The sequence below is a fragment of the Candidatus Nanosynbacter sp. HMT-352 genome, from assembly GCF_022819345.1.
Lineage (GTDB): Bacteria > Patescibacteriota > Saccharimonadia > Saccharimonadales > Saccharimonadaceae > Nanosynbacter.
On the sequence record NZ_CP089288.1, the window covers coordinates 584,203 to 604,541 of the forward strand.

At 43.1% G+C, this 20,339-nt stretch carries 36 protein-coding genes; 3 read left to right on the forward strand and 33 right to left on the reverse strand.

Annotated elements, in window-relative coordinates:
• Positions 1-13: 13 nt before the first annotated feature.
• The 5 genes from rpsD to infA are packed head-to-tail and all read right to left on the reverse strand — an operon-like array spanning position 14 to position 1,844.
• Positions 14-634, reverse strand: coding sequence for a 30S ribosomal protein S4 (rpsD, locus tag LRM46_RS03100; RefSeq protein ID WP_129632896.1), 621 nt, complete (start codon positions 632-634; stop codon positions 14-16).
• Positions 635-636: 2 nt separating this feature from the next.
• Positions 637-1,026 (reverse strand): 30S ribosomal protein S11, encoded by a 390-nt coding sequence (gene rpsK / locus LRM46_RS03105; protein ID WP_129632899.1) that lies wholly within the window; start codon positions 1,024-1,026, stop codon positions 637-639.
• 15 nt (positions 1,027-1,041) lie between these two features.
• Positions 1,042-1,428, reverse strand: a complete 387-nt coding sequence (gene rpsM / locus LRM46_RS03110) for a 30S ribosomal protein S13 (protein WP_129632902.1) — start codon at positions 1,426-1,428, stop codon at positions 1,042-1,044.
• A gap of 2 nt (positions 1,429-1,430) precedes the next feature.
• The gene (gene rpmJ, locus LRM46_RS03115; RefSeq protein WP_129637195.1) at positions 1,431-1,547 is read right to left on the reverse strand and encodes a 50S ribosomal protein L36; all 117 of its coding nucleotides are present in this window, start codon (positions 1,545-1,547) and stop codon (positions 1,431-1,433) included.
• Between the two features lie 54 nt (positions 1,548-1,601).
• Positions 1,602-1,844: a translation initiation factor IF-1 gene (infA, locus tag LRM46_RS03120; RefSeq protein ID WP_129635133.1), complete on the reverse strand. Its 243-nt coding sequence runs from the start codon at positions 1,842-1,844 to the stop codon at positions 1,602-1,604.
• A 105-nt stretch (positions 1,845-1,949) separates the two neighbouring features.
• On the opposite strand from infA, the gene LRM46_RS03125 reads away from it, so the two are divergent.
• Positions 1,950-2,525, forward strand: coding sequence for a hypothetical protein (locus tag LRM46_RS03125; protein WP_129632911.1), 576 nt, complete (start codon positions 1,950-1,952; stop codon positions 2,523-2,525).
• Positions 2,526-2,576: 51 nt separating this feature from the next.
• Here LRM46_RS03125 and secY read toward each other — a convergent pair whose 3' ends face one another.
• Positions 2,577-4,052 carry a preprotein translocase subunit SecY gene (gene secY / locus LRM46_RS03130; RefSeq protein ID WP_243812981.1) on the reverse strand — a complete coding sequence of 492 codons (1,476 nt, stop codon included), beginning with the start codon at positions 4,050-4,052 and terminating at the stop codon, positions 2,577-2,579.
• A 136-nt stretch (positions 4,053-4,188) separates the two neighbouring features.
• Here secY and LRM46_RS03135 point away from each other — a divergent pair, with 136 nt between their 5' ends.
• A complete protein-coding gene (locus LRM46_RS03135) occupies positions 4,189-4,902 on the forward strand; it encodes an OmpA family protein (protein WP_243812982.1) in 714 nt (237 codons plus the stop codon).
• A gap of 66 nt (positions 4,903-4,968) precedes the next feature.
• Here the strand turns inward: LRM46_RS03135 and rplO are convergent, their stop codons facing one another.
• The 5 genes from rplO to LRM46_RS03160 all read right to left on the reverse strand — a co-directional run bounded on the left by rplO (position 4,969) and on the right by LRM46_RS03160 (position 7,947).
• On the reverse strand, positions 4,969-5,442 hold the full coding sequence (rplO, locus tag LRM46_RS03140) for a 50S ribosomal protein L15 (protein ID WP_129745344.1): 474 nt from the start codon (positions 5,440-5,442) through the stop codon (positions 4,969-4,971).
• Entirely contained in the window at positions 5,442-6,032 is a 591-nt protein-coding gene (gene rpsE / locus LRM46_RS03145; protein WP_129632920.1) for a 30S ribosomal protein S5, read from the reverse strand. The genes rplO and rpsE overlap by 1 nt, the downstream gene beginning before the upstream one ends.
• A gap of 1 nt (position 6,033) precedes the next feature.
• The gene (rplR, locus tag LRM46_RS03150) at positions 6,034-6,384 is read right to left on the reverse strand and encodes a 50S ribosomal protein L18 (RefSeq protein ID WP_243812983.1); all 351 of its coding nucleotides are present in this window, start codon (positions 6,382-6,384) and stop codon (positions 6,034-6,036) included.
• 2 nt (positions 6,385-6,386) lie between these two features.
• On the reverse strand, positions 6,387-6,920 hold the full coding sequence (gene rplF, locus LRM46_RS03155) for a 50S ribosomal protein L6 (protein WP_129632941.1): 534 nt from the start codon (positions 6,918-6,920) through the stop codon (positions 6,387-6,389).
• Between the two features lie 82 nt (positions 6,921-7,002).
• Entirely contained in the window at positions 7,003-7,947 is a 945-nt protein-coding gene (locus LRM46_RS03160) for a hypothetical protein (RefSeq protein ID WP_243812984.1), read from the reverse strand.
• A 78-nt stretch (positions 7,948-8,025) separates the two neighbouring features.
• On the opposite strand from LRM46_RS03160, the gene LRM46_RS03165 reads away from it, so the two are divergent.
• On the forward strand, positions 8,026-8,673 hold the full coding sequence (locus LRM46_RS03165; protein ID WP_243812985.1) for a non-canonical purine NTP pyrophosphatase: 648 nt from the start codon (positions 8,026-8,028) through the stop codon (positions 8,671-8,673).
• On the opposite strand, the gene LRM46_RS03170 is transcribed toward LRM46_RS03165, so the two are convergent.
• The 22 genes from LRM46_RS03170 to LRM46_RS03275 all read right to left on the reverse strand — a co-directional run bounded on the left by LRM46_RS03170 (position 8,636) and on the right by LRM46_RS03275 (position 20,305).
• Positions 8,636-9,175 carry an NUDIX hydrolase gene (locus LRM46_RS03170; RefSeq protein ID WP_243812986.1) on the reverse strand — a complete coding sequence of 180 codons (540 nt, stop codon included), beginning with the start codon at positions 9,173-9,175 and terminating at the stop codon, positions 8,636-8,638. The two genes, LRM46_RS03165 and LRM46_RS03170, sit on opposite strands and share 38 nt — an antisense overlap.
• A 168-nt stretch (positions 9,176-9,343) precedes the next feature.
• A complete protein-coding gene (locus tag LRM46_RS03175) occupies positions 9,344-9,763 on the reverse strand; it encodes an NUDIX hydrolase (RefSeq protein ID WP_243812987.1) in 420 nt (139 codons plus the stop codon).
• A gap of 150 nt (positions 9,764-9,913) precedes the next feature.
• On the reverse strand, positions 9,914-10,654 hold the full coding sequence (locus LRM46_RS03180; RefSeq protein ID WP_243812988.1) for a uracil-DNA glycosylase family protein: 741 nt from the start codon (positions 10,652-10,654) through the stop codon (positions 9,914-9,916).
• Positions 10,655-10,884: 230 nt separating this feature from the next.
• The gene (locus tag LRM46_RS03185) at positions 10,885-11,622 is read right to left on the reverse strand and encodes an alpha/beta hydrolase (RefSeq protein ID WP_243812989.1); all 738 of its coding nucleotides are present in this window, start codon (positions 11,620-11,622) and stop codon (positions 10,885-10,887) included.
• Between the two features lie 96 nt (positions 11,623-11,718).
• On the reverse strand, positions 11,719-12,120 hold the full coding sequence (gene rpsH / locus LRM46_RS03190; protein WP_129630940.1) for a 30S ribosomal protein S8: 402 nt from the start codon (positions 12,118-12,120) through the stop codon (positions 11,719-11,721).
• Positions 12,121-12,140: 20 nt separating this feature from the next.
• Positions 12,141-12,410 carry a 30S ribosomal protein S14 gene (gene rpsN / locus LRM46_RS03195; protein WP_129630942.1) on the reverse strand — a complete coding sequence of 90 codons (270 nt, stop codon included), beginning with the start codon at positions 12,408-12,410 and terminating at the stop codon, positions 12,141-12,143.
• On the reverse strand, positions 12,410-12,994 hold the full coding sequence (rplE, locus tag LRM46_RS03200) for a 50S ribosomal protein L5 (protein WP_243812990.1): 585 nt from the start codon (positions 12,992-12,994) through the stop codon (positions 12,410-12,412). The genes rpsN and rplE overlap by 1 nt, the downstream gene beginning before the upstream one ends.
• Positions 12,994-13,314, reverse strand: a complete 321-nt coding sequence (gene rplX / locus LRM46_RS03205; RefSeq protein ID WP_129637438.1) for a 50S ribosomal protein L24 — start codon at positions 13,312-13,314, stop codon at positions 12,994-12,996. Before rplX ends, rplE begins: the two co-directional genes overlap by 1 nt.
• The gene (gene rplN / locus LRM46_RS03210; RefSeq protein ID WP_129630950.1) at positions 13,314-13,682 is read right to left on the reverse strand and encodes a 50S ribosomal protein L14; all 369 of its coding nucleotides are present in this window, start codon (positions 13,680-13,682) and stop codon (positions 13,314-13,316) included. Before rplN ends, rplX begins: the two co-directional genes overlap by 1 nt.
• On the reverse strand, positions 13,679-13,990 hold the full coding sequence (rpsQ, locus tag LRM46_RS03215; protein WP_129630953.1) for a 30S ribosomal protein S17: 312 nt from the start codon (positions 13,988-13,990) through the stop codon (positions 13,679-13,681). Before rpsQ ends, rplN begins: the two co-directional genes overlap by 4 nt.
• Positions 13,990-14,199: a 50S ribosomal protein L29 gene (gene rpmC, locus LRM46_RS03220; protein WP_129630956.1), complete on the reverse strand. Its 210-nt coding sequence runs from the start codon at positions 14,197-14,199 to the stop codon at positions 13,990-13,992. The genes rpsQ and rpmC overlap by 1 nt, the downstream gene beginning before the upstream one ends.
• Positions 14,200-14,613: a 50S ribosomal protein L16 gene (gene rplP, locus LRM46_RS03225; RefSeq protein ID WP_129635102.1), complete on the reverse strand. Its 414-nt coding sequence runs from the start codon at positions 14,611-14,613 to the stop codon at positions 14,200-14,202.
• Positions 14,614-15,249 (reverse strand): 30S ribosomal protein S3, encoded by a 636-nt coding sequence (gene rpsC, locus LRM46_RS03230; RefSeq protein WP_129630962.1) that lies wholly within the window; start codon positions 15,247-15,249, stop codon positions 14,614-14,616. It abuts the gene before it with no gap.
• On the reverse strand, positions 15,250-15,708 hold the full coding sequence (gene rplV, locus LRM46_RS03235; protein WP_243812991.1) for a 50S ribosomal protein L22: 459 nt from the start codon (positions 15,706-15,708) through the stop codon (positions 15,250-15,252).
• Positions 15,709-15,710: 2 nt separating this feature from the next.
• A complete protein-coding gene (gene rpsS, locus LRM46_RS03240) occupies positions 15,711-15,977 on the reverse strand; it encodes a 30S ribosomal protein S19 (protein WP_129630968.1) in 267 nt (88 codons plus the stop codon).
• Between the two features lie 6 nt (positions 15,978-15,983).
• Positions 15,984-16,823 (reverse strand): 50S ribosomal protein L2, encoded by an 840-nt coding sequence (gene rplB, locus LRM46_RS03245; protein ID WP_243812992.1) that lies wholly within the window; start codon positions 16,821-16,823, stop codon positions 15,984-15,986.
• Positions 16,823-17,143, reverse strand: coding sequence for a 50S ribosomal protein L23 (locus LRM46_RS03250; RefSeq protein ID WP_129630974.1), 321 nt, complete (start codon positions 17,141-17,143; stop codon positions 16,823-16,825). Before LRM46_RS03250 ends, rplB begins: the two co-directional genes overlap by 1 nt.
• Position 17,144: 1 nt before the next feature.
• The gene (gene rplD, locus LRM46_RS03255; RefSeq protein ID WP_129743749.1) at positions 17,145-17,744 is read right to left on the reverse strand and encodes a 50S ribosomal protein L4; all 600 of its coding nucleotides are present in this window, start codon (positions 17,742-17,744) and stop codon (positions 17,145-17,147) included.
• Positions 17,744-18,358 carry a 50S ribosomal protein L3 gene (rplC, locus tag LRM46_RS03260; RefSeq protein WP_129744860.1) on the reverse strand — a complete coding sequence of 205 codons (615 nt, stop codon included), beginning with the start codon at positions 18,356-18,358 and terminating at the stop codon, positions 17,744-17,746. The genes rplD and rplC overlap by 1 nt, the downstream gene beginning before the upstream one ends.
• A 189-nt stretch (positions 18,359-18,547) precedes the next feature.
• Entirely contained in the window at positions 18,548-18,880 is a 333-nt protein-coding gene (locus LRM46_RS03265; protein WP_243812993.1) for a hypothetical protein, read from the reverse strand.
• Between the two features lie 69 nt (positions 18,881-18,949).
• Positions 18,950-19,267: a 30S ribosomal protein S10 gene (gene rpsJ, locus LRM46_RS03270; protein WP_129630989.1), complete on the reverse strand. Its 318-nt coding sequence runs from the start codon at positions 19,265-19,267 to the stop codon at positions 18,950-18,952.
• Between the two features lie 96 nt (positions 19,268-19,363).
• Positions 19,364-20,305 (reverse strand): L-lactate dehydrogenase, encoded by a 942-nt coding sequence (locus LRM46_RS03275; RefSeq protein ID WP_243812994.1) that lies wholly within the window; start codon positions 20,303-20,305, stop codon positions 19,364-19,366.
• Positions 20,306-20,339: the final 34 nt, after the last annotated feature.

Genomic DNA, 20,339 nt, shown 5'->3' on the forward strand with positions numbered 1-20,339 from the left:
CCTAACCCTTCTTTTATCGTGAGTAATACTCAACAATTAATTGCTCGTTGATGTCAGCTTCTGCTTCCTCGCGCTTTGGCAAACCAGTTACTTCAATCTTCAGCTTCTTGCTATCAGCTTTTAGCCAGCTTAGTGGGCCTTGGACTGAATTGTTGATTACATCGTCAATTCGCGTAAAGTACTCTGACTTGGTACTCTTTGGACGAACCGTGATGACATCGCCAGCTTTAACGCGAATCGATGGAATATCGACGCGTCGGCCGTTCAATTCAAAGTGTCCGTGGCTAACTAGTTGACGAGCTGCGCGGCGCGATACGGCAAATCCAGAACGATAAACAACGTTATCCAAACGGCGCTCTAATAGCTTCAACAAGTTTTCGCCCGCCAAACCTTCTTGAGCGCGTGTTGCTTCGTCCATCAAGCGAGCAAACTGCTTCTCGACTAGACCGTACAAGCGACGAACCTTCTGCTTTTCACGAAGCTGTGTAGCATATAGACTTGGCTTATTCTGACGACCATGTGCGTGCTGACCTGGAATACCAGATTTTTTCGCCAAAATTTTATGTGCTTTTGGATGAAGCGCATAACCTTCGCGGCGGCTTTGCTTGACAATTGGTGAATTATCTCGTGCCATAATTATGCCCTCCGTGCCTTTCGTGGACGAACACCACCGTGAGGCACGCCAGTTACGTCCTTAATGCTTTCTACTGAGATGTCGAAGGCGCTGACCGCACGAATAGCGGCATCACGTCCCAAACCGACACCTTTCACGAAAACGTCAACAGACTTCAAGCCGTATTGAGTTTTCGCAGCTTCAGCAGCTTTTTCAGCAGCAACCTGTGAAGCATAGGCTGTACCTTTTTTGCTTCCACGGAAACCACATGCACCAGCTGACGAAGCGGTTAGTACGTTACCCTTCTTGTCGGAAAAAGTAACGATAGTATTGTTAAATGTTGCCTGAATGTGCAGCTGACCAGCTGGGACTGATCGGCGCTGCTTCTTCTTGGTAGATTTTGCGTCTGCCATTTCTTAGTCCTTTCTTTAGGTCTTACTTGCTGCTTTTGGTTGTGTACCGCCCACGGCGATGGCGCGACCCTTGCGAGTTCGTGCATTCGTACGAGTCCGCTGTCCGCGTGTTGGCAGTCCTGCTTTGTGGCGAAGACCGCGATAGGCGTTGATATCCTTCAAGCGCTTAATATTATTTGCCACCAAGCGCTGGAGATCACCTTCAACGGTGTATTCGCTGTCAATAATTTCGCGAATCTTGTTTTCTTCAGCCTCGGTGAGATCTTTCACCCGAGTGGTCGGCTCAATTTTAGCCGCCGCAAGGATGCTCGAAGCGTGCTTTGGCCCAATACCGTAAATATAGGTGAGCGCAATTTGCACCTGCTTCTCTGTTGGGATAACTACCCCAGCAATTCGAGCCATGCTTAACCCTGCCTTTGCTTATTCTTAGGTTTTTTCTTGTTGATGATATATAGTCGGCCTTTGCGGCGAACGAACTTATCATCGGGACTGATTTTTTTCACACCTGCACGAACTTTCATAAAGTGCTTAAATCTCCCTTCCCGAGTAAACCCGAGATTACCGTTAATATTTAACTACCGACCTTGAGGTCGATCGTCACGTAGGCGGAAGCTGATTCGTCCCTTTGTAAGATCGTAAGGGGTCATCTCAACCTCAACCTTATCACCAGGCACCAGACGGATGTAATGCTTGCGCATTCGTCCTGAAATGTGCGCGATGATACTATGGCCATTCTCCAGTTCCACCTTAAATTGAGTATTAGGCAGTGCTTCCACTACCTTTCCTACCATTTTGATGACTTCCTTTTGACTCGCCATAAGTTACAGTTGTCAATTATACAGTACTAAACACAGTTTGACAAGGGTTTTCGCCGTAAATTTACGTGCTATAATTGTGTTATCAAATTTAACATAAGGATTTTTATGGCAAGCAAGAAAAAACCAGCAAACTTTAAGGTTACAAAATCGAAGAATGAGATAATGACCGCAGCGCTAATCGGTCTGGTGACGGCTTTGATAGTGATAGTTATTGGCGTAATTTTATTACATGCCAACCAAACTTCCGACAAGACATCTCAAACAGCGGAAAAGGTTGATAATGGATCTGTAAGCCTAGGATCTCTAGGCTTCCGTATTGAAGGAGGCAAAGCGGTTACTCGCAACGATTCAGCCACACAAGAGCTTCGCGATTTTCTGAAGGCAGACGTGAAGAAGTCGGGCTGTAAGGATAACAACGGCGTAACTGCGGTAATTGCCCATTCCCAAGATGAGAAACAGTTGTTGCTGGGTTATGGTTGCGGCAATTCTGTGGCGCGAATGTTTGCAGTTAAGCAAGACGGCGGATGGAAAGCGATTTCCCCAACCAATCAATTTAACCTGTTTGAAATTCCGAGCTGTAAGATGGTTGATGAAAATAACATTAGTAATGAAATTGCGCCAGTCTGCCAAAATAAGAAAAAAGTTGGCGACAATTTATCTTACGATTACAAAATACGATAATCCATTCGCAAAAAGAATTCCCCGCTTTTCGGCGGGGATTTTTAATGTCAATTATTTTTTCTTAAACAAACGACGCTTCTTACTCTTCTTTTTGTCACTATCAAGCAGCTCGTCTGGGTCAAAGTCATCATATGTAACCATCAGCGCACGAGAGTTGACTTGTCGCAGCGTTTCAAGGGCAACTGATACGACAATTAAGATTCCCGTACCGCCGATTGACAAACGCAAACCTTGCAAGCCTGTCAAATTGTACGTGAGATATTCCGCGACGAATGGCAAAATAGCCACGATTCCTAGGACAATTGAACCGAACAAAATCAAGCGATTGACAGTTCTCATAAGGTATTTTTCAGTCTGAGCGCCCGGACGCACGCCTTCAATAAATCCGCCTTGCTTCTGCAAATTTTCGGCAATTTCATTAGCGTTAAAGACGATTCCAGTGTAGAAATATGTAAAGGCGATAACCAGAATAAAGTATAGCGTTGGGTAAATAAACGCTTCAGCGGTGCTTCCTGTAAACGAGCCCGCGCTTGGAGCTTGGAACCAAGTGATCAATTTATTGGCGGTCGGCAGAAGATCGGCGTTACCAGACGCTTTCATAACTTGACCAACAAATTGTGGCAAGCTTAGGAATGCAACAGCAAAGATGACCGGAATAACTCCCGCAGCAATCAATTTAACCGGCAAAATGCTTTTTACATCGCCGTAATTACTGTTTCCGTGAACACGCTTTGCGTAGTTAATTGTAATGACGCGCTGAGCTTCGTTGATTTTAACTAGGAAGTAAAGGACGATGAGTCCGGCGATTGACATGATTAATATCGTCCAGAACATAACTGGGTTTACAGGGAGAGTGAACCAGTTGAAGACGTTTAAGCTGCCAGATGAAGTATTGAACAGCGAGGAGATTAATGACGCGAGCATTTGTGGCAATTGGCTGATGATACCAGCGAAGATCACGATAGAAATACCGTTGCCGATTCCCTGCTCAGTGATCAACTCACCGAGCCACATCAGAAGGACAGAACCTGCCGTCATTGAAGTGATTGAAACGATCCATTCCATCATCGTCGGGTCGGCTAATGTCGTACTGCCGCCTTGAAGAACTGTTTGCCTTAAGATGAAAATGAAAGCGATTGACTGGACAATAGCAAGCGGCACGGTAATAACACGCGTCCATTGCTGGATTTTTCGGCGTCCAGATTCGCCGTCTTTGTGCAATTCCTCAAGCCTTGGAATGGCTTTAGTTAGAAGCTGAATGATAATACTGGCGGTAATGAATGGACTAAGTCCGACCAATACCAGAGAAAAGCTCGACAACGCGCCGCCAGATAGCAAGTTCAAAATTCCACCGAGGTCAGATTGCCCAAGCACCGACGAAATCGCGTTACGCAGTTGCGTTGGTTCTGCCAATGGTACTGGAATGTGCGCCAATAATCGATAAACAACGATTATTCCCACGACAATAAATAGTCGTTTTTGCATATCTTTATTTTTCAGCGAGCGGAAAATTATTCTCCAATTCATGTTTTAGCCCCTCATAGTCACTAACAATTCTTAACTCTGTTAATTATACATTACCTTAGCGGATATTTCCATACTAAAAACATAAAAGCGTGTGCGTTATAATTGAGTCAATAACATAATATAAATGAGGTATTATATGCAACAGCAACCTGAAATCCCATCAACTCCACCAATTACGCCACCACCAAACCCAGAATTTCCCCAAAATTATCCACCAAAGAAAAGTAAATTATGGCTATGGGTTACACTGGTAGTCGTGGGAGTACTGGCGACAATCGGAATAGTGGTGGCAATCGTCCTTATGTCAAATAAAACCACTCCTTCAAAAGACACGAATATTTCGCACAAAGAAGCAATCAAGCCTAAAGACGAGAAGAAAAGCGAAGGCAAAAAGCAGAATTTAGCTAAATCAAATTCAAAATGTTTGACGTCTGCTGATTTTCGAAAAGCCGGCTATGGCTATATGAAAGACGGCTCTTTTACGCTTAGCGACGGTAAATATAATTTTAAAAATGTTTTCTTCAATGCGGATTCGACGCAATATACATACGAAGAAATTGCCGTTGACGAACTAGCTAAACTGGGGTCGCTATATAAATCAAATAGTCAAAAGGAATTTTCAATTGAGCTGATCGGTCAGACGTATGAAAGTTCGAAGACAAGTGCTGGCACAAAATTAGCCATAGAGCGCGCCGATAAAGTCAAGCAAGGACTAGTCTCGCAAGGTTTTCCTGAGAGTAAGATTATTATCTCTGAGCCAAAAATCGCCAGCCACGACAGTAGCGATGACACCGCCGACAGGAATGTGACTATTTATCTAGTCGTGCCACAAGAATGTAGCGAAAAATAGTCCAAAAATCAGGGCAAAAGAAAATCCCCTTCGAAATGGAAGGGGATTTATTATCACCGAGAAAAATTATTTCTCTTCAGCTTCTTTCGCGCTTTGGCGTAGAGGTGTAGCTACTTTCTCGAATGAGCCACCAGCTTTTTCGATAGCAGCAACAACTGACGCTGAGGCGGCTTGTACTTTCAAGTCAACCTTAGCCTTCAATTCACCGCGAGCAATCACCTTAACCGTGTGGAAAGGAGTTGCGATATAGCCTTCAGTGAACAACAAAGCATTGTCAACGGTCTTGCCGTCAAATGCGTTCAAGTGATCCATGTACACAACTTGAGCTGGAGTTCGCAAGCTCTTGAACCCGCGAGCCTTTGGCACAGCTTGAGCTAGTGGACGCTGACCACCCTGGAACATTACGCGAAGCTTCTTACCTGTTCGGGCGTTCTGACCTTTAGTACCGCGACCAGCAGTTTTACCTTGACCAGCAGCAATACCGCGACCAACGCGCTTTTTATTCCTGTTTGCTGAAACTTGGAGATCATTGTACTTCATTATTTAGCCTCCTTTTTAGCAACTTTTTTTACAGGCTGAGCGCTTAGCCATTGATCGCGTGGAACTAATGACTTTAGAGCTTCAATAGTCGCGTAAGCAATGTTAACCTTGTTGGTTGAGCCAAGAGATTTGGTCAATAGGTTACGGACACCCGTTACGCCGATAATTTGGCGAACTACACCACCAGCGATAATACCGGTACCAGGAGCAGCTGGCTTGATCAATACGCGTGCGCCAGAGAATTTAACTTCGCTGTCGTGCGGAATTGTTTCGCCGTTTAATGGCAATGTAATTAGGTGCTTTTTAGCGACTGACGTAGCCTTAGCGACTGCGGCTTGAACGTCCGCACCCTTAGCAACGCCGACACCAACTTTATCTTTGCGGTTACCAACAACTACCAAAGCCTTAAATCGGAAGCGGCGACCACCTTTAACCACGCGAGAAACGCGGTCAATGTTGATTACCAATTCTTCAAACTCTTTTGGTGCGTCATCGCGCACATTTCGCCGGTCATCGCGGCGACCACCACGTGGATTTCGAGGTCGACGACCTTCTGCACGTGGGGTAGTATTTGCAGCTTGCTCTGCCATACTAAAACTCCAATCCTTCTTGGCGCGCAGCATCAGCCAAAGCCTTTAGGCGGCCAGCGTATTGACGACCATTTCGGTCAAACACTACTGCGCTAATCTTAATTTTCTTTGCTTTTTTAGCAATTTCAGTACCGATAGCAGCACTTTTTTCAGTCATCGTGCCAGTCGCTTTTGCGCCAACCGTAGTTGCTGCAGCCAATGTCTTGCCGGCTACATCATCAATCAATTGCGCACTAACGTGCAAATTGCTAATAGTAACTGTCAAGCGTGGGCGCTTTGCCGTGCCTGAAACCTTAGCGCGAACGCGGTTTTTGCGAAGAGCGCGGTTGAGTAGCTTCTTATTTTCAGCCATGATTACTTACCTGTCTTTCCTGCTTTACGCAAAATCTGCTCGTCGACGTACTTGATACCCTTGCCCTTGTATGGTTCAGGCTTCTTCAAGGCGCGGATTTCCGCTGCAACTTGGCCGACTTGTTGTTTATTGATACCGCTAACAACGATAATCATTTTTTCGTTGGTAACAGTTACGCCTTCTGGGGCTTTGTATTTGACTGGATGTGAAAATCCAAGTGCCATTTCTAGCTCGTTGTTGCTTGAACTAACGCGGAAACCGACACCGTTAACCTCTAGGCGCTTTTCATAACCTTTGGTTACACCGATTACCATGTTGTTGATTAGCGCGCGCATCAGACCATGCTGACTACGGGCTACTTTGGACTCGTCCTTAGGATGTACCGTGACTTGTCCGTCTTCGACTTTCACCTCAACTGCTGGTGTGATGAATTGCTTCAATTCACCCTTTGGTCCTTTAACGACCACATCACCAGAGTCAACCGTGATTGTCACACCGGCCGGAATAATCACCGGCAGTTTTCCGATTCGACTCAGACTCATTACTCACCTTTCGTGTGATTTGATATTAACTTCATTATTTTAACACAGATTAGAGGTAAAAAGCAAGGCTTTCAAGTTACGAATTAACCTCATACACATCCAACTCGATTGAATTGATCATTTGCCTTATTCGAGCACTATCCGCCATTCCCAGCCAACCTTTGCCGCCAATAACACACCCTCCAAGGATTGCATTTAGTGTGCTCCTGTTTAATATAACCTGTTTATGATTGTCCGAGCATCGAACAAGAGCTTTTTGTAAATTATCACAAAAGACAGACGACGATAAAATTTTTATATACTCTAAGAAATCACAACCCAATTGATTAATTATTTTGTCATCTTTCTTCGATAGTCCAAGAAACATTCTGTATCCAACCGAAATTGACGCCTCCGACCACTGATCGCCACGATCATATACGGTATATTTTTCTCGCACGACCGTCAAAAAATTGAGATCCACAATCTGCATAACAATTGCCGCCAAAGCTTGATCAACAGGCGTCTGTATGTGACTTTCATCAATTGAATACTCCAGAACGCATTCACGAAAAAGATCGTCAGACTCTTTACTGTATTTTATATACGAAGTACGAAAAAGCGTATTAACAGAGCTCTCATCGTGAGCTTTACGATATGCCATATCAATTTGCTTACGCCACGGAGAAATCTGAACTTCGCGCAGCTTTTTACTCAGTTCACTTCGGTCGACTTCTACTATATTTCGATTCATTTCTATTCCACACTCGCCAGCGGCTCTCAAGATATCATCTTCTGGAATGACTAATTTATCAAACCCTCGCAATGCCTCGTCATACGTCTTTTTTGCTTCTGAGCTATATAATTCAGCATCCATAAAACAAGTGTCGCCATATGTTTTTGCAGACAGTATAATATCACTCAAAACAAAGAACTCATTATCTTGAAGACGCTTCAAAACGTACTGAGCTAATAAATGTTCATAAATATGAGCGATTAGCCCGTCGTTATCGGCTGTTTTGTATATGGATGAAATTATCATTGCTTGGTTCGATGATATTATAATACCGTTAAATTAGCAATTTTTCGATATTTATGATATTTGATATAATCATACTCAATGACAGCAACTATACTTTTCGCCACCAGAAACCCAGGCAAATACGCAGAATTTATCGCCGCGTTTCATAAATTCGCTCCGCAAACGTCAATTATTTCGTTGGCAGATTTGGATTATCAAATCCCCGATTGCATAGAAACGGGCGCGACATTTGAACAAAACGCCCTATTGAAGGCGCAACACACAAGGAATCATTTACATGAAAATGATAAAAATCTGATAATTATCGCCGATGATTCTGGTATGGAGATTGAAGCCCTAAATGGCGAGCCTGGCGTATTTACAAGACGCTGGAATGGTCATGAGATGAGTGACCAAGAGATTGTAGATTATTGCCTGAAGAAGCTTGAAGGTAAAACAAACAGGCGAGCGCAATACACAACGTGTTTTGTGATAAATTTTCCCAATGGTCGTGAGAAAGTGATTTTTGGAGAAAATTCCGGCATTATCTTAACCGAGCCACGTGAGGAATCTCGACTTAAAGGAATGCCGTTTCGGGAATTATTTTTCGTGCCCGAACTTAATATGATGTTTCACGAAGTGCGCGAGCTACCGAAGTTAAAGCGTAATGGATATTTACTCGGGCATGAAGTTGCGGTCGAAAAATGCGCTAACGTGATACAGAGAGATTTATTTGGCTCTGTATAGCTGCCTGCAACTCCGCGCTCTCACTTGCCCATGGAATGTGTTGTGTGAGTTCGTCAACTGTCACAAATTTAGCATACCGTATCTGCTCTTCCTGCATTTGTTCTTCGTCCTCGTTCTGTTGATGTAAGATATACTCATCGGCATTCTTATTAAGTTTCAGACTAACCCGAAGTTGTAAGTACTCGTCATCATTTTTTAAGCTATCTGTTTCCAAGATATCGTAATAGCCAAAGAACTTATACTGACTAGACACGCTATCTGTATTAATTCCCGTCTCTTCTGCCACTTCACGTACGATGGTTTGCAAGTAAGTCTCGTGCTTATTTGGCTTTCCGCCGGGCAGCTGCCACTTTCGACCATCTTTAGATACGATGGCTATTTTATTATCGTGAGTAAAAAGCCAAGCATATACCTGATTTACCGGAAGAGTCTGATCTTCTGAGTGAATTTCTTTACCATCCTTCCAGGTGCGTGCTTTAATAGTTTTTCTTATAGTATCCATGATATCTCCTAAATTTATTGCCTGGGCTAGCCAGCCTAATCTATTATACTTTATATCCCCAGGCGCCAGAAAGTGTCCTACGTTTTCTTTTATAGCACAGAGCAACATGAGAGTGTCTTCGATGCTGTCTGCCGTATGGAAAGCATAGAAATATTTCTCTCGAGAGTACTATCGGTCAATTTGATATATCTTTGAAAGATTGCCTATTAGAGTAGAATCCAACCTCTCTTGTTTTATCTCATGAACATCAAAATAGTTAAAGTTTGAAACTTCATCTGTTTTACGAGGTGTCGTTAATAGAGTAACTTTGTAGGCAATAACCAAAACGGGGTCGTCGAACTTCGTATTCCAAGTTGGGATGATCAAGGGATTTTCTGCAGCGACTTCGATATCTGTCTCTAGTTCTTCCAGAAACTCTCGTTTCAACGCTTCTGTAATATCCTCACCATGTTCCAGCCCACCGCCAGGAAGGTCCCATGAATCACTTCTCTCTTGAACAAACAGTAGCCTACCTAATTCATCGCGTACTAATCCCTTTACCGCTACTCGATATGCTGACTTTATGTCTTTTAGCGCTCCAGCTCCCATATGATAAAAGTTTATCATAAAAAATAAACACCCTGCAATGAGGACGTTTATTTGATTTGCGTGAGGCTTAGTAAACCTTCAACAACAAAATAATATAATCAATCTTTTTGAACAACTCGTCATGTATTAATGTTTCATTAAAATTTTTTATTAACTATATGCTATCTCCTTTTCTTTGCCATGATTTTGCTTTAAAGCTGTCAAATACTTTTCAAAATATTCATATTTATGTTTAGAATTATACTGCATTATAAATCTCGGATGCTCCAAAGGTATGATTTCATCAAAAAAATTATATTTTTTGTTTATTTTAGATAAAAATGTATAATTATCTCCACTTCCTATGCAATAACACACAGAAGTATCGATTCCAAAATCAATCTGTGCCCGTATTGAACTAACAATCAAAGAATACAATGTTTCTTGTAATTTTTTACTATCATAATAATTACAGTTAACCTCATTCCCCTTTGAATTGGCTCTAACTATACCAACAGGACAGACAAAATTCATATAAAAATCCGAATAAAACTTTTTGCATCCACCATATTTTTCAATTACATCATATAAAAAACCTGAAGATGATTTATTAATATAAAACTTATCAATCAAAATACCAGTTTCTTTTTGAAGATGTTCCGCATCCTCAAATGGCACCCCTGTAACAGCTGTTCCTCGACGTGCTGGTGAACTTCCTAATATTATACGACGTTTATTACAATCATTGTAAAACCTTTTGTAGAACGTTGTTGAAATTTCATTTACTATTTCTTTTTGACTTCCATTAAACGGATTTATAATTTTAAAATCATCCGGTAATTCCATTGATATTTTAGATAATTTTTTATTAAATTCTATTACTTTCTGGCCGAATGTTTTTTGTTCAATCATTTAGTACATCCTTTTAAAATTTAACATCATTAAATTCTGTTCCTGGAATTATATATTGATCCTCTGGGCGTAAAAAGCCATTTGCAATAGAGATAATTATACTACTACCATTCTTAACACTACAAACTTTTTAGAGTGAATATGATTTAAAGACATAAAAATAAGAACCTTTCAGATCTCATCATATTTACTCTTCAAACTGCTTGTGTTTACTAAAATTTTCCGAACAGTTATTTTATCAATTTCTTAACTTTTTCTGCATATTCATTTGGATGATTAATACTTAAGTCTCCATGATAATAACCACTTAATATTTCTAATTCACTATTAATTAATTCATCGTGTATTATTTTTGCAGATTTAATCATAATTGGTCTTTCTTTACTTCCTACTATCACTATTGATTTTGATTTGTTAGTTTTTATATTCTTAAGATGATAATTGGAATTAGCTTTTAAAAATGAAATCATATTATTTTTTGTTATATTAGAACTATCAATATAATACTTATCAAATAATTCTTCTTTTATTTTTAAACTTTTAAATTGAAGTCTAGAAAACCACTTTTTATTTATAAGTCCATAAGACACATTAATTGATGATTCTATAAGTTTATTTGTCATTTTCATTGGACACACCAAAGCACTTTCAATTATTGTATATTCACATATATTGTCTCTTTTTGACAATATATCTAATAAAATTTGTGCTCCTAATGAAAGTCCTCCTATAAGTTTAACATTTCCGTTATAATTATTATCAATATATTCAATTATTTCATTTGCATTACTTTCAATAGAAGTAAAATCTCTATCACTTCCTGAATGACCATCTAATATTGGTAATATTACATGATAATCACTTTTTAATATTTCTGACACTTCTTCATAATTCCACCATGATAATCCACCACCATGTAATAACATAATAATATCTTTATTAGATTTTCCATATTCTTTAACTATCATAAAATCACCCCTTAGTTAAATTATACTATCTCTGCATAGATAGATATAAAAAATAAACGCCCTGTAATGAGGACGTTTATTTGATTTGCGTGAGGCTTAGTAAACCTTCAACAACAACTCGCCACCAAGTTTAGCCTTAGCTGCTTCAGCGCCAGTCATGACACCTTTTGATGTTGAAATGAGTACCAAACCGCGGCCGCTCTTCACCTTTGGAATCTCGCTAGCGCCGACGTAAACGCGACGACCAGGTTTTGAGATACGGGTAATTTCGTTGATGGTGCTGTTAGTTCCTTTTTCATTGATAGTAACTACCAACACACCACGAGGCTTAGCGTCTTCCAGCTTGACATCTGCCAAGTAGCCGTTTTTAACTAATTGTTCAGCGATGACTTTCTTCATCTTGCTGGACGGAACGCGAACTTCCGTTTTGCCAACCAATTTCGCATTGCGGATGCGAGTCAGAAGGTCGGCGATTGGGTCTGTAGTTTGCATAGACATATTCTAATCTCCTTTCCTTCTTACCAACTACTCTTTGTTATGCCTGGGATTTCACCCTTGGCTGCTTTTTCGCGGAAATTGATACGGCTCAAGCCAAACTGACGCATGTAGCCGCGTGGGCGACCAGAGATGCTATCACGGTTCTTGTGCCTGGTTGGGCTAGAATTGCGAGGCAATTTCTGCAAACCATCGAGGTCGCCAAGTTCTTTCAACTCAGCACGCTTGGCTGCAAACTTGGCAATCATCTTCATACGCTTCTTATCACGAGCGACCATTGATTTCTTAGCCATTACTTGACGCCTCCTTTCTTCTCAAACGGCATGCCGAATTTTTCTAGCAACGCCTTAGAAGCTTCCTTGTTGCCGTTCTTGATAACAAATGTAATCTGCAAACCGTGCAAAACCTGAGTTTCCTCAAATGTCAATTCTGGGAAAATCGATTGCTCGGTGATGCCTAGATTGTAATTGCCACCTTTATCAAACTTCAAGCCAACGCCGTGAAAGTCACGAACGCGAGGCAAAGCAACGTTAATCAAACGATCCATAAACTCGTACATACGAGCGCCGCGCAAAGTTACGCTAACACCAATTGGCGCGCCCATACCTTTACGAATGCTAAATGTCGCGATTGACTTTTTGGCTTGTCGAGCTACTGATGCTTGACCGGTAATTTTCTCGACAGTGTTTTTGACAATTTCGAAATGACGCTTGTCATCTTTCTTTTTGCCGGTACCAACACTCACGACGATCTTTTCCAAAGCTGGCACTTCATGCACGTTCTTTAGATTCAATTCGGCTTGTAGTTCCTTAAGGTAAGTTCCTTGATACAAGGCTTTCAAGCGAGGAGCTGGCACGACAGTTTTCTTTTCTGCCATTATTTAATCTCCTTATTTTTTACCTGGCGAGCAACACGAGTTTTGCCGCCGTCAGCATTCTTTACTAAACCAACCCGGCTGGTTTTGCCTGATTTCTCATCAACAACCAAAGCGACTTTGCTAATATCCATTGGTACGTGAATATCTTTTTTGCCACCTTTTGGATTGTACTGGCTTGGCTTAACGTGGCGATGTCCAACGCCGACACCTTCAACCAAAACAGTTTGGTCTTTTGTGTTAACTTTTAGAACTTTACCAGTTGTGCCTTTATTTTTACCAGCAATAATTTTTACGGTATCGTCTTTATGAATTCGAGCCATTAGAGTACCTCCGGAGCTAAGCTGACGATCTTCATATAGCCCATGTCGCGAAGTTCGCGTGGAACTGGGCCGAAGACACGAGTAGCTTTTGGCTGCTTGTCATCGTTGATAATCACTACGGCGTTGTCGTCAAAGCAGATTGTTGAGCCGTCTTTGCGATGAATTTGATCGCGAGTACGAACAACTACAGCCTTAACAACAGATTTTTTCTTAACGTTACCGGTTGGGCTAGCGTCTTTTACCGAGCAGACGATTACGTCGCCAACGCGAGCGTAACGGCGTCGTGTACCGCCAAGAACGCGGATACACAAAACTTCCCTAGCGCCTGAGTTGTCGGCTACCTTAAGGCGAGATTCTTGTTGGATCATTTGTCGTCCTCCTTAGCCTCTTCCTTAGTTTCGCCAGAAACTTCGTCCTTTAGTTTGATAGAACCGCGAGACTTTTCAATCACCTTAACTAGAGTGAAGCTCTTAGTCTTGGAAATTGGGCGAGTCTCTTCGATTTGCACCTTGTCGCCTTCACCTGCTTCGTTGGTTTCATCGTGAGCAGTGTATTTGCGAGTCACGGTGTACTGTTTGCCGTATAGCGGATGCGTTTCGCGGCTAGTGACCGTCACAGTGATGGTCTTGTCGCGCTTGGCACTCGTTACGACGCCAATCAATGTTCGTCGGGCCATTACTTGCTCTCCTTTGTATTATTAATTTGTGTCAGCAGGCGTGCAATTTCCTTTCGGAGTGAACGCAACGCTTTTGGATTAACTAATTCGCCAGCAGCGTGAGAACGTTTTGCCTGAAGTAGGTCGTTTCGCTTTTCAGCCAATTCCTTCTTCAAATCGTCAATCGTCTTAACAACTGCTGCTTTAACAGTTTTCTTTGCTTCAGCCATTTATGCGTCCTCCCGCTTGATGAACTTACATTTGACTGGCAATTTGTGGCTAGCCAGACGCATTGCTTCGCGAGCAACTTCCTCTGAAACACCCTGCATCTCAAATAGAACAGTACCAGCCTTTACCTTAGCAACGAAGAACTCTGGGTTACCTTTACCGCCACCCATCTTCAAGCCAAGTGGCTTTCGGGTAACTGGAGTGTGAGGGAAGATTCGAATCCAAATCTTACCGCCACGCTTGATGTAACGAGTCATCGCCTGACGAGCAGACTCGATTTGGCGGGAGTTGATGCGCTCATTTGATTGTGATTGCAATGCAAAGTCGCCGAACGCGATGTAATTGCCACGAGTTGCTTGACCGCGGTTTTTTCCAATACGCACTTTGCGGTGCTTAGTTTTCTTTGGTAACAGCATTTAGCGACTCCTTTCTCCCTTATAAATCCACACTTTCACGCCAATGATACCAGCTGGTGTCTGAGCGCGAGCACAGTGGAAGTCAATATCAGCGCGCAAGGTGTGTAGAGGCACTGAGCCTTCAATTACCTTTTCGCGACGTGCCATTTCAGCGCCGTTCAAACGACCAGCCACCTCAATACGAATACCTTTAGCGCCAGCATTCATGGTGTTTTGTGCGGTCATTTTAGTTGCACGGCGGAAGTTGATTCGGCGCTCCAATTGGCGAGCGATATTCTCAGCTACCAATTTGGCTGCCAATTCTGGACGGCGAACTTCTTCAATGTTGATACGAACTGGCTGACCAGCAATCTTCTCAACTTGCTTCTTCAATTCGTTCACGCCAGCACCACCGCGACCGATAACAACACCAGCTTTTGCCGTGTGAATTGTAATCGTGATCAAGTTAGCGCTACGCTCAATCTCAATGCGATTGATAGTTGGGCGTGAGGCAAATTTCTTTTCAATCAACTCGCGGATTTCGTGATCCTGACGAATCGCCTCTGCAAACTCTTTTTTATTGGCCGTAAACCAACGAGAGCTCCAGTTCTTATTGACCTGTAGGCGGAAGTTGATTGGATTCACTTTTTGACCCATTTACTTCTCCTCCTTTTTTGCTGCCGGTTTAGTGGCTTTTTTAGCTGCAGGCTTAGCAGTTTTTGCTTCTGCCTTAGCTTCGGCCTTTTTTGCAGGCGCTTTCTTTGGCTTTTCTGTACCAGTTACTTCAACCAAAATATTTGAAGTCTTTTTCTGGAATGGCAAAGCGCGGCCACGTGATGCAGGCTTAAAGCGACGCAAACGTGTGCCAGTAGTAACACTCAAAGTAGTAATTACCAAGCTTTTAGCATCCAAGCCGTGGTTATTGATGGCGTTTGCCTTAGCGCTTTCGATAGCCTTTTTGACTGGGCTAGTAGCGCGCTTTGGAACGTGCTCTAAGATAACTAGCGCATCAGCTACAGTACGACCTCGCACTAGTGCTGCGACTAGACTTACCTTACGTGGTGCCTGATCAACACCTTTAGCGTAAGCACGGACAGTATAAGTTGTATCAGCCATGATTACTTCTTATCCTTTCCACCGTGTTTACGGAATTTACGAGTTGGACTAAACTCACCGAGCTTATGACCAACCATGTTTTCGGTAATCAGCACTGGTACGTGCACTCTACCGTTGTGAACAGCAATCGTTCGACCAACCATCTCTGGTGTAATAGTCGAAGCGCGCGCCCACGTTTTGATAACGGTTCGATCGTCAAGGCTAAGAGCAGCGATTTTCTTCGCTAGCTTTACATCGACGAATGGACCTTTCTTTAATGAACGACTCATCGTGATTTACCTCTTCCTCTTCGCGTCGTGACGCGTGCGTACGATTAATTTATTCGAGCCTTTACGGCGACGAGTTCGATAACCTAATGTCAATTGACCCCAAGGAGTACGTGGCGCCTTACCAGTACCGTGGCGACCACCGTCACCACCACCATGTGGGTGATCTGCGGCGTTCATAACGACACCACGAACGGTTGGGCGAATACCCTTGCGACGCCTGCGACCAGCTGAACCGATCTTAACATTTTGGTGCTGAACGTTGCCGACTACGCCGATAGCAGCGGTAGCTTCCAAACGAACTTTGCGAACTTCGCCAGATGGCAATTTGATAGTTGCGTAATTGCCTTCTTTCGCCATCAACTGAGCTTTAGCACCGGCAGCGCGTACCATTTGTGCGCCCTTACCAGCGGTCAACTCAATAGCGTAAATCATCGTACCAACAGGAATAACTGACAATGGCAAGCGGTTTGAAGCCTCAATTGGAGCTTCTTCGCCAGTTCGGATAGTTTTACCCTTAACCATTGAGGTGTCAGCCAAGATGTAGTGGTACAAATTGTACTGATCCTTAACTCGAGCAATACGAGCTGAGCGGTTTGGATCGTATTCGATTTCTTCAATCGTCAAGGTCAAGCCTGCTGGCAAATTGTGGTTCACCAAGCGGTAGTGACGACGAACGCCGCCTCCGCGATGACGAACAGTAATTCGACCTTGGTTGTTGCGACCGGCATTTTGTTTTTTAGCTTTAATCAGACTTTTAAGAGGTTTTCTTGTTGTAATGTCTGACAAATCCTGACTCGTCATGCCGCGACGAGCAGGAGTGGTTGGATTGTAAGCTTTCACTGGCATTACTTGGTCTCCTCCATCTGCTGCTCTACTGCGTCAAACACATCGAGCTTATCGCCTTCTTTCAGCGTCACATAAGCCTTCTTCCAATCCTTGCGTGTTGTTGTGCCAGGATAACGATTCTTGCCTCGTGAGAAGCGTACAGCCTTGCCGTCTTGTACTAAGGTCTTAACCTTAACTACAGTAACGCCAAATTGCGCTTCTACAGCTGATTTGATTTCGTTCTTATTCAAGTTAAGTGGAACGCGTAGCACATATACGCCGTTGGCGCTCTGTGCGTAAGCCTTTTCACTAACGCGTGGGATAATAATCGTCTGTTTCATATTACGCTTCCTCCTTACCCAACCATGCAGTAATTACAGGTAGAGCTTTCGGTGTTATAACGATTGTATCCGCATTCAGAATGTGATAAACGCTTAGATAATTAGCGCGAACCACCAAAACGTTCTGAATATTGTTTGTAGCACGCATAAGTTCTGGCGTCTTCTCATCTACAACGATCAGAACACGGCGCTCGAACTTATTGTCAGCTAGGAATGTTGCGACTTCCTTGGTCTTGCCAGTAGTCTTAACATCTTTGATGACAATTTTCTTAGCTTCGTTAGCTACAGTCAAAGCTTGGCGAACTGCCACTTTCTTAGCAGTCTTTGACAATTTTTTAGTGTAGTTTTCGTTGCCGCGTGGGCCAAAGACCACACCACCGCCGCGCCAGATTGGGTTACGGCTTGAGCCAAAACGTGCTCGACCAGTTCCCTTTTGTTTCCATGGTTTTTTACCACCACCAGAAACTTCACCGCGCTGCTTGGTTGTAGCGCTAGCTAGGCGTGCGTTTGCCAAGTAGCTGTCGTATGCCAATTTCAACAATTCGTGATTTGGCACTTCCACAGCAAAAATGTCTTTAGGAAGTTTGGTTGAATCTGCCATTACTTGTTACCTCCTAAAATAATCAGCCCCTTTCGTGGTCCAGGAACAGCGCCCTTAACCCCGATTAGATTGGTCTCTGGATCAACATATGCCACTTCCAAGTTCTTAACAGTAACACGCTCGTGACCCATGTGGCCAGCCATCGTCTTACCCTTGAAAACTTTTTGTGGATACATTGAGCCAATTGAACCTGGCTTACGAGTATTACCTTTACCACCGTGCGTCTTACGATGACGCTTAAAGTTGTGGCGTTTAATGGTTCCAGCGAAACCTTTACCTTTGCTGGTTCCGGTTGCATCGACAAAATCGCCGACTTCAAACGCGGAAACATTAATTTCACTGCCAACTTTCAGATCCTCTGGAATCTGGTCGACACGGAATTCCCGAATATGTTTCGGGATCACTTGGGCTGGCTTAACGTGTCCAGCCACGGCCTTGCTCAGGTTCTTACCCTCTCCAAAAGCTACCTGTACCGCATTATAACCGTCGGTTTCGACAGTCTTCACCTGAGTAACGGTGACAGGACCGGCTTGGATCAGCGTTACCGGAATGGCTTTGCCGTCTTCAGCCAAGAGCTGGGTCATACCAAGTTTGGTACCGAGAAGTGTTTTCACTTTTCCTCACTCCCACTTAAATACTCCTGATGATGTGCGGTTTCTGGATTCTGAGAGGATATTAAATATAAACACCCGTTCATAACCAGACCTGCTCATTCACCAAGGAGAACAGTTGATATTACGCGTAATAGAAATTACTTCATCACTATAGCATGTTATGTACGCCATTGTCAATAAAGACAGATCCTAAATCATCACACCAACTGGCGTAAACGAAGTCAGAATTGCCATGAAAATTATAGTGACATACCAAATTTTCCGGTTGAATTGGTACTTTTCAATCTTTAATACCAGCAGCAATGCAATAAATAGCCCGGCAGGAATGGCCTGAACAACCAAACCGCCAACTTCAACTGGATTTTTTAGACGAAGCCACAGCGCACTTAATATCACAAAAACCACCAATTTCAAGAAAAATGAGCCGTCGTTATCATAAATACGTTCGCGCCCCTTGCGACTAAACAGCTCGCTAGACTTCGAGCGATTGCGAGCGTAAGTACGAGTTTTTTGTTTTGTCATAAGCTGAATGGAATTATAGCATAAAAAATCCGCCCCATTCAAGAGGCGGAAATTTTATATATCGTTAAATTACATACGAATTTCAGCGTCAACGCCAGCTGGCAAATTCAAGTTCTGCAAGCTATCAATCGTCTTTGGCGTAGCGTTTGTAATGTCAATCAGACGCTTGTGAACGCGGCGCTCGTAAGATTCACCACCAGTTTTGTAAACGTGCGGACTCTTTACGACAGTGTAAGTGCTGCGTCGAGTTGGCAAAGGCACTGGACCAGCCACGTTAGCACCTGTGCGAATTGCGGTGTCGATAATTTGTTTTGCTGATTGGTCGATGACTTTGTGGTCATAAGCCTTCAGACGAATGCGGATTTTGATTCCTGTATCTTGAGCCATAGCTCCTCCTCTTATGTGCAATCTCGTAACCTCTAATTGCCCTATTTATAGTCAATCGAGTTCTCGAGATAAATTATTATTAACTATGCGATTATATCAGCAATTTTTGGCTTTATCAAGATGAGAAATCATTTCCGCAATAATTCCAGCGGATTTATTCAGCGATTCTTTTTCTCGCTTAGTAAGCGGATAGCCCGCCAAAATCTTCACGCCGTCGCTGCTGATTGTTGATGGCAATCCAAGCACAACATTATTCAGCCCATATTCGCCCTCAACCAAAGAACAGACGGGATAAACCGTGTGTGTCGATTTCCGGAGCGCCGAAACAATCTTAGACACGACAAACCCAATCGCAAAATACGTCGATTTCTTTGTTTCAATCACCCGATAAGCTCGGTCGCGAACCTTCTGCTCAATTCCGTCAATCATTTCCTCTGTAAATCCAGGATATTCCTTAATTGGCACTTCACCAATTTGCGCCGTTTCAATTGTCGAAAACGACGAATCGCCGTGCTCGCCCAGAATATAAGCGTCAACCGCTTTACTGTCGACATTCAATGCGTCCGCCAAATACGACTTCATTCGCGAAGTGTCAAGCGTCGTGCCCGTCCCGAATACGCGATTTTTCGGAAAGCCAGATTCCTTAAGTGCCACGTAAGTCAGAACATCAACCGGATTACTGACAATCACCAAATACGGCTTCGCGCCATTCGCTATAATATTCTTCACAATATCACGCATAATTTTTGCATTAACGTCAATCAACTCCAACCGAGTCTGACCAGGAAGTTGCGGCGCACCCGCAGTGATCACAACTATGTCATCGTCATTGATATCGGAATAATTTCCCGTATGAACCACGACATTTCTGTCAATTCCCATCGCGTCATTGATATCAGCCGCCTGACCCCAAGCCAAATCCTCATTACGGTCAATCAACACAATCTCTTCGATGACACTACGCAACGCACACGCATAAGCCGCCGTTGCACCAACCATTCCACCGCCGCCAACAATTAGCAATTTCTGTTTGTTCACCAAAATCTCCTTTTTCTGTTTTATATTAGATGTC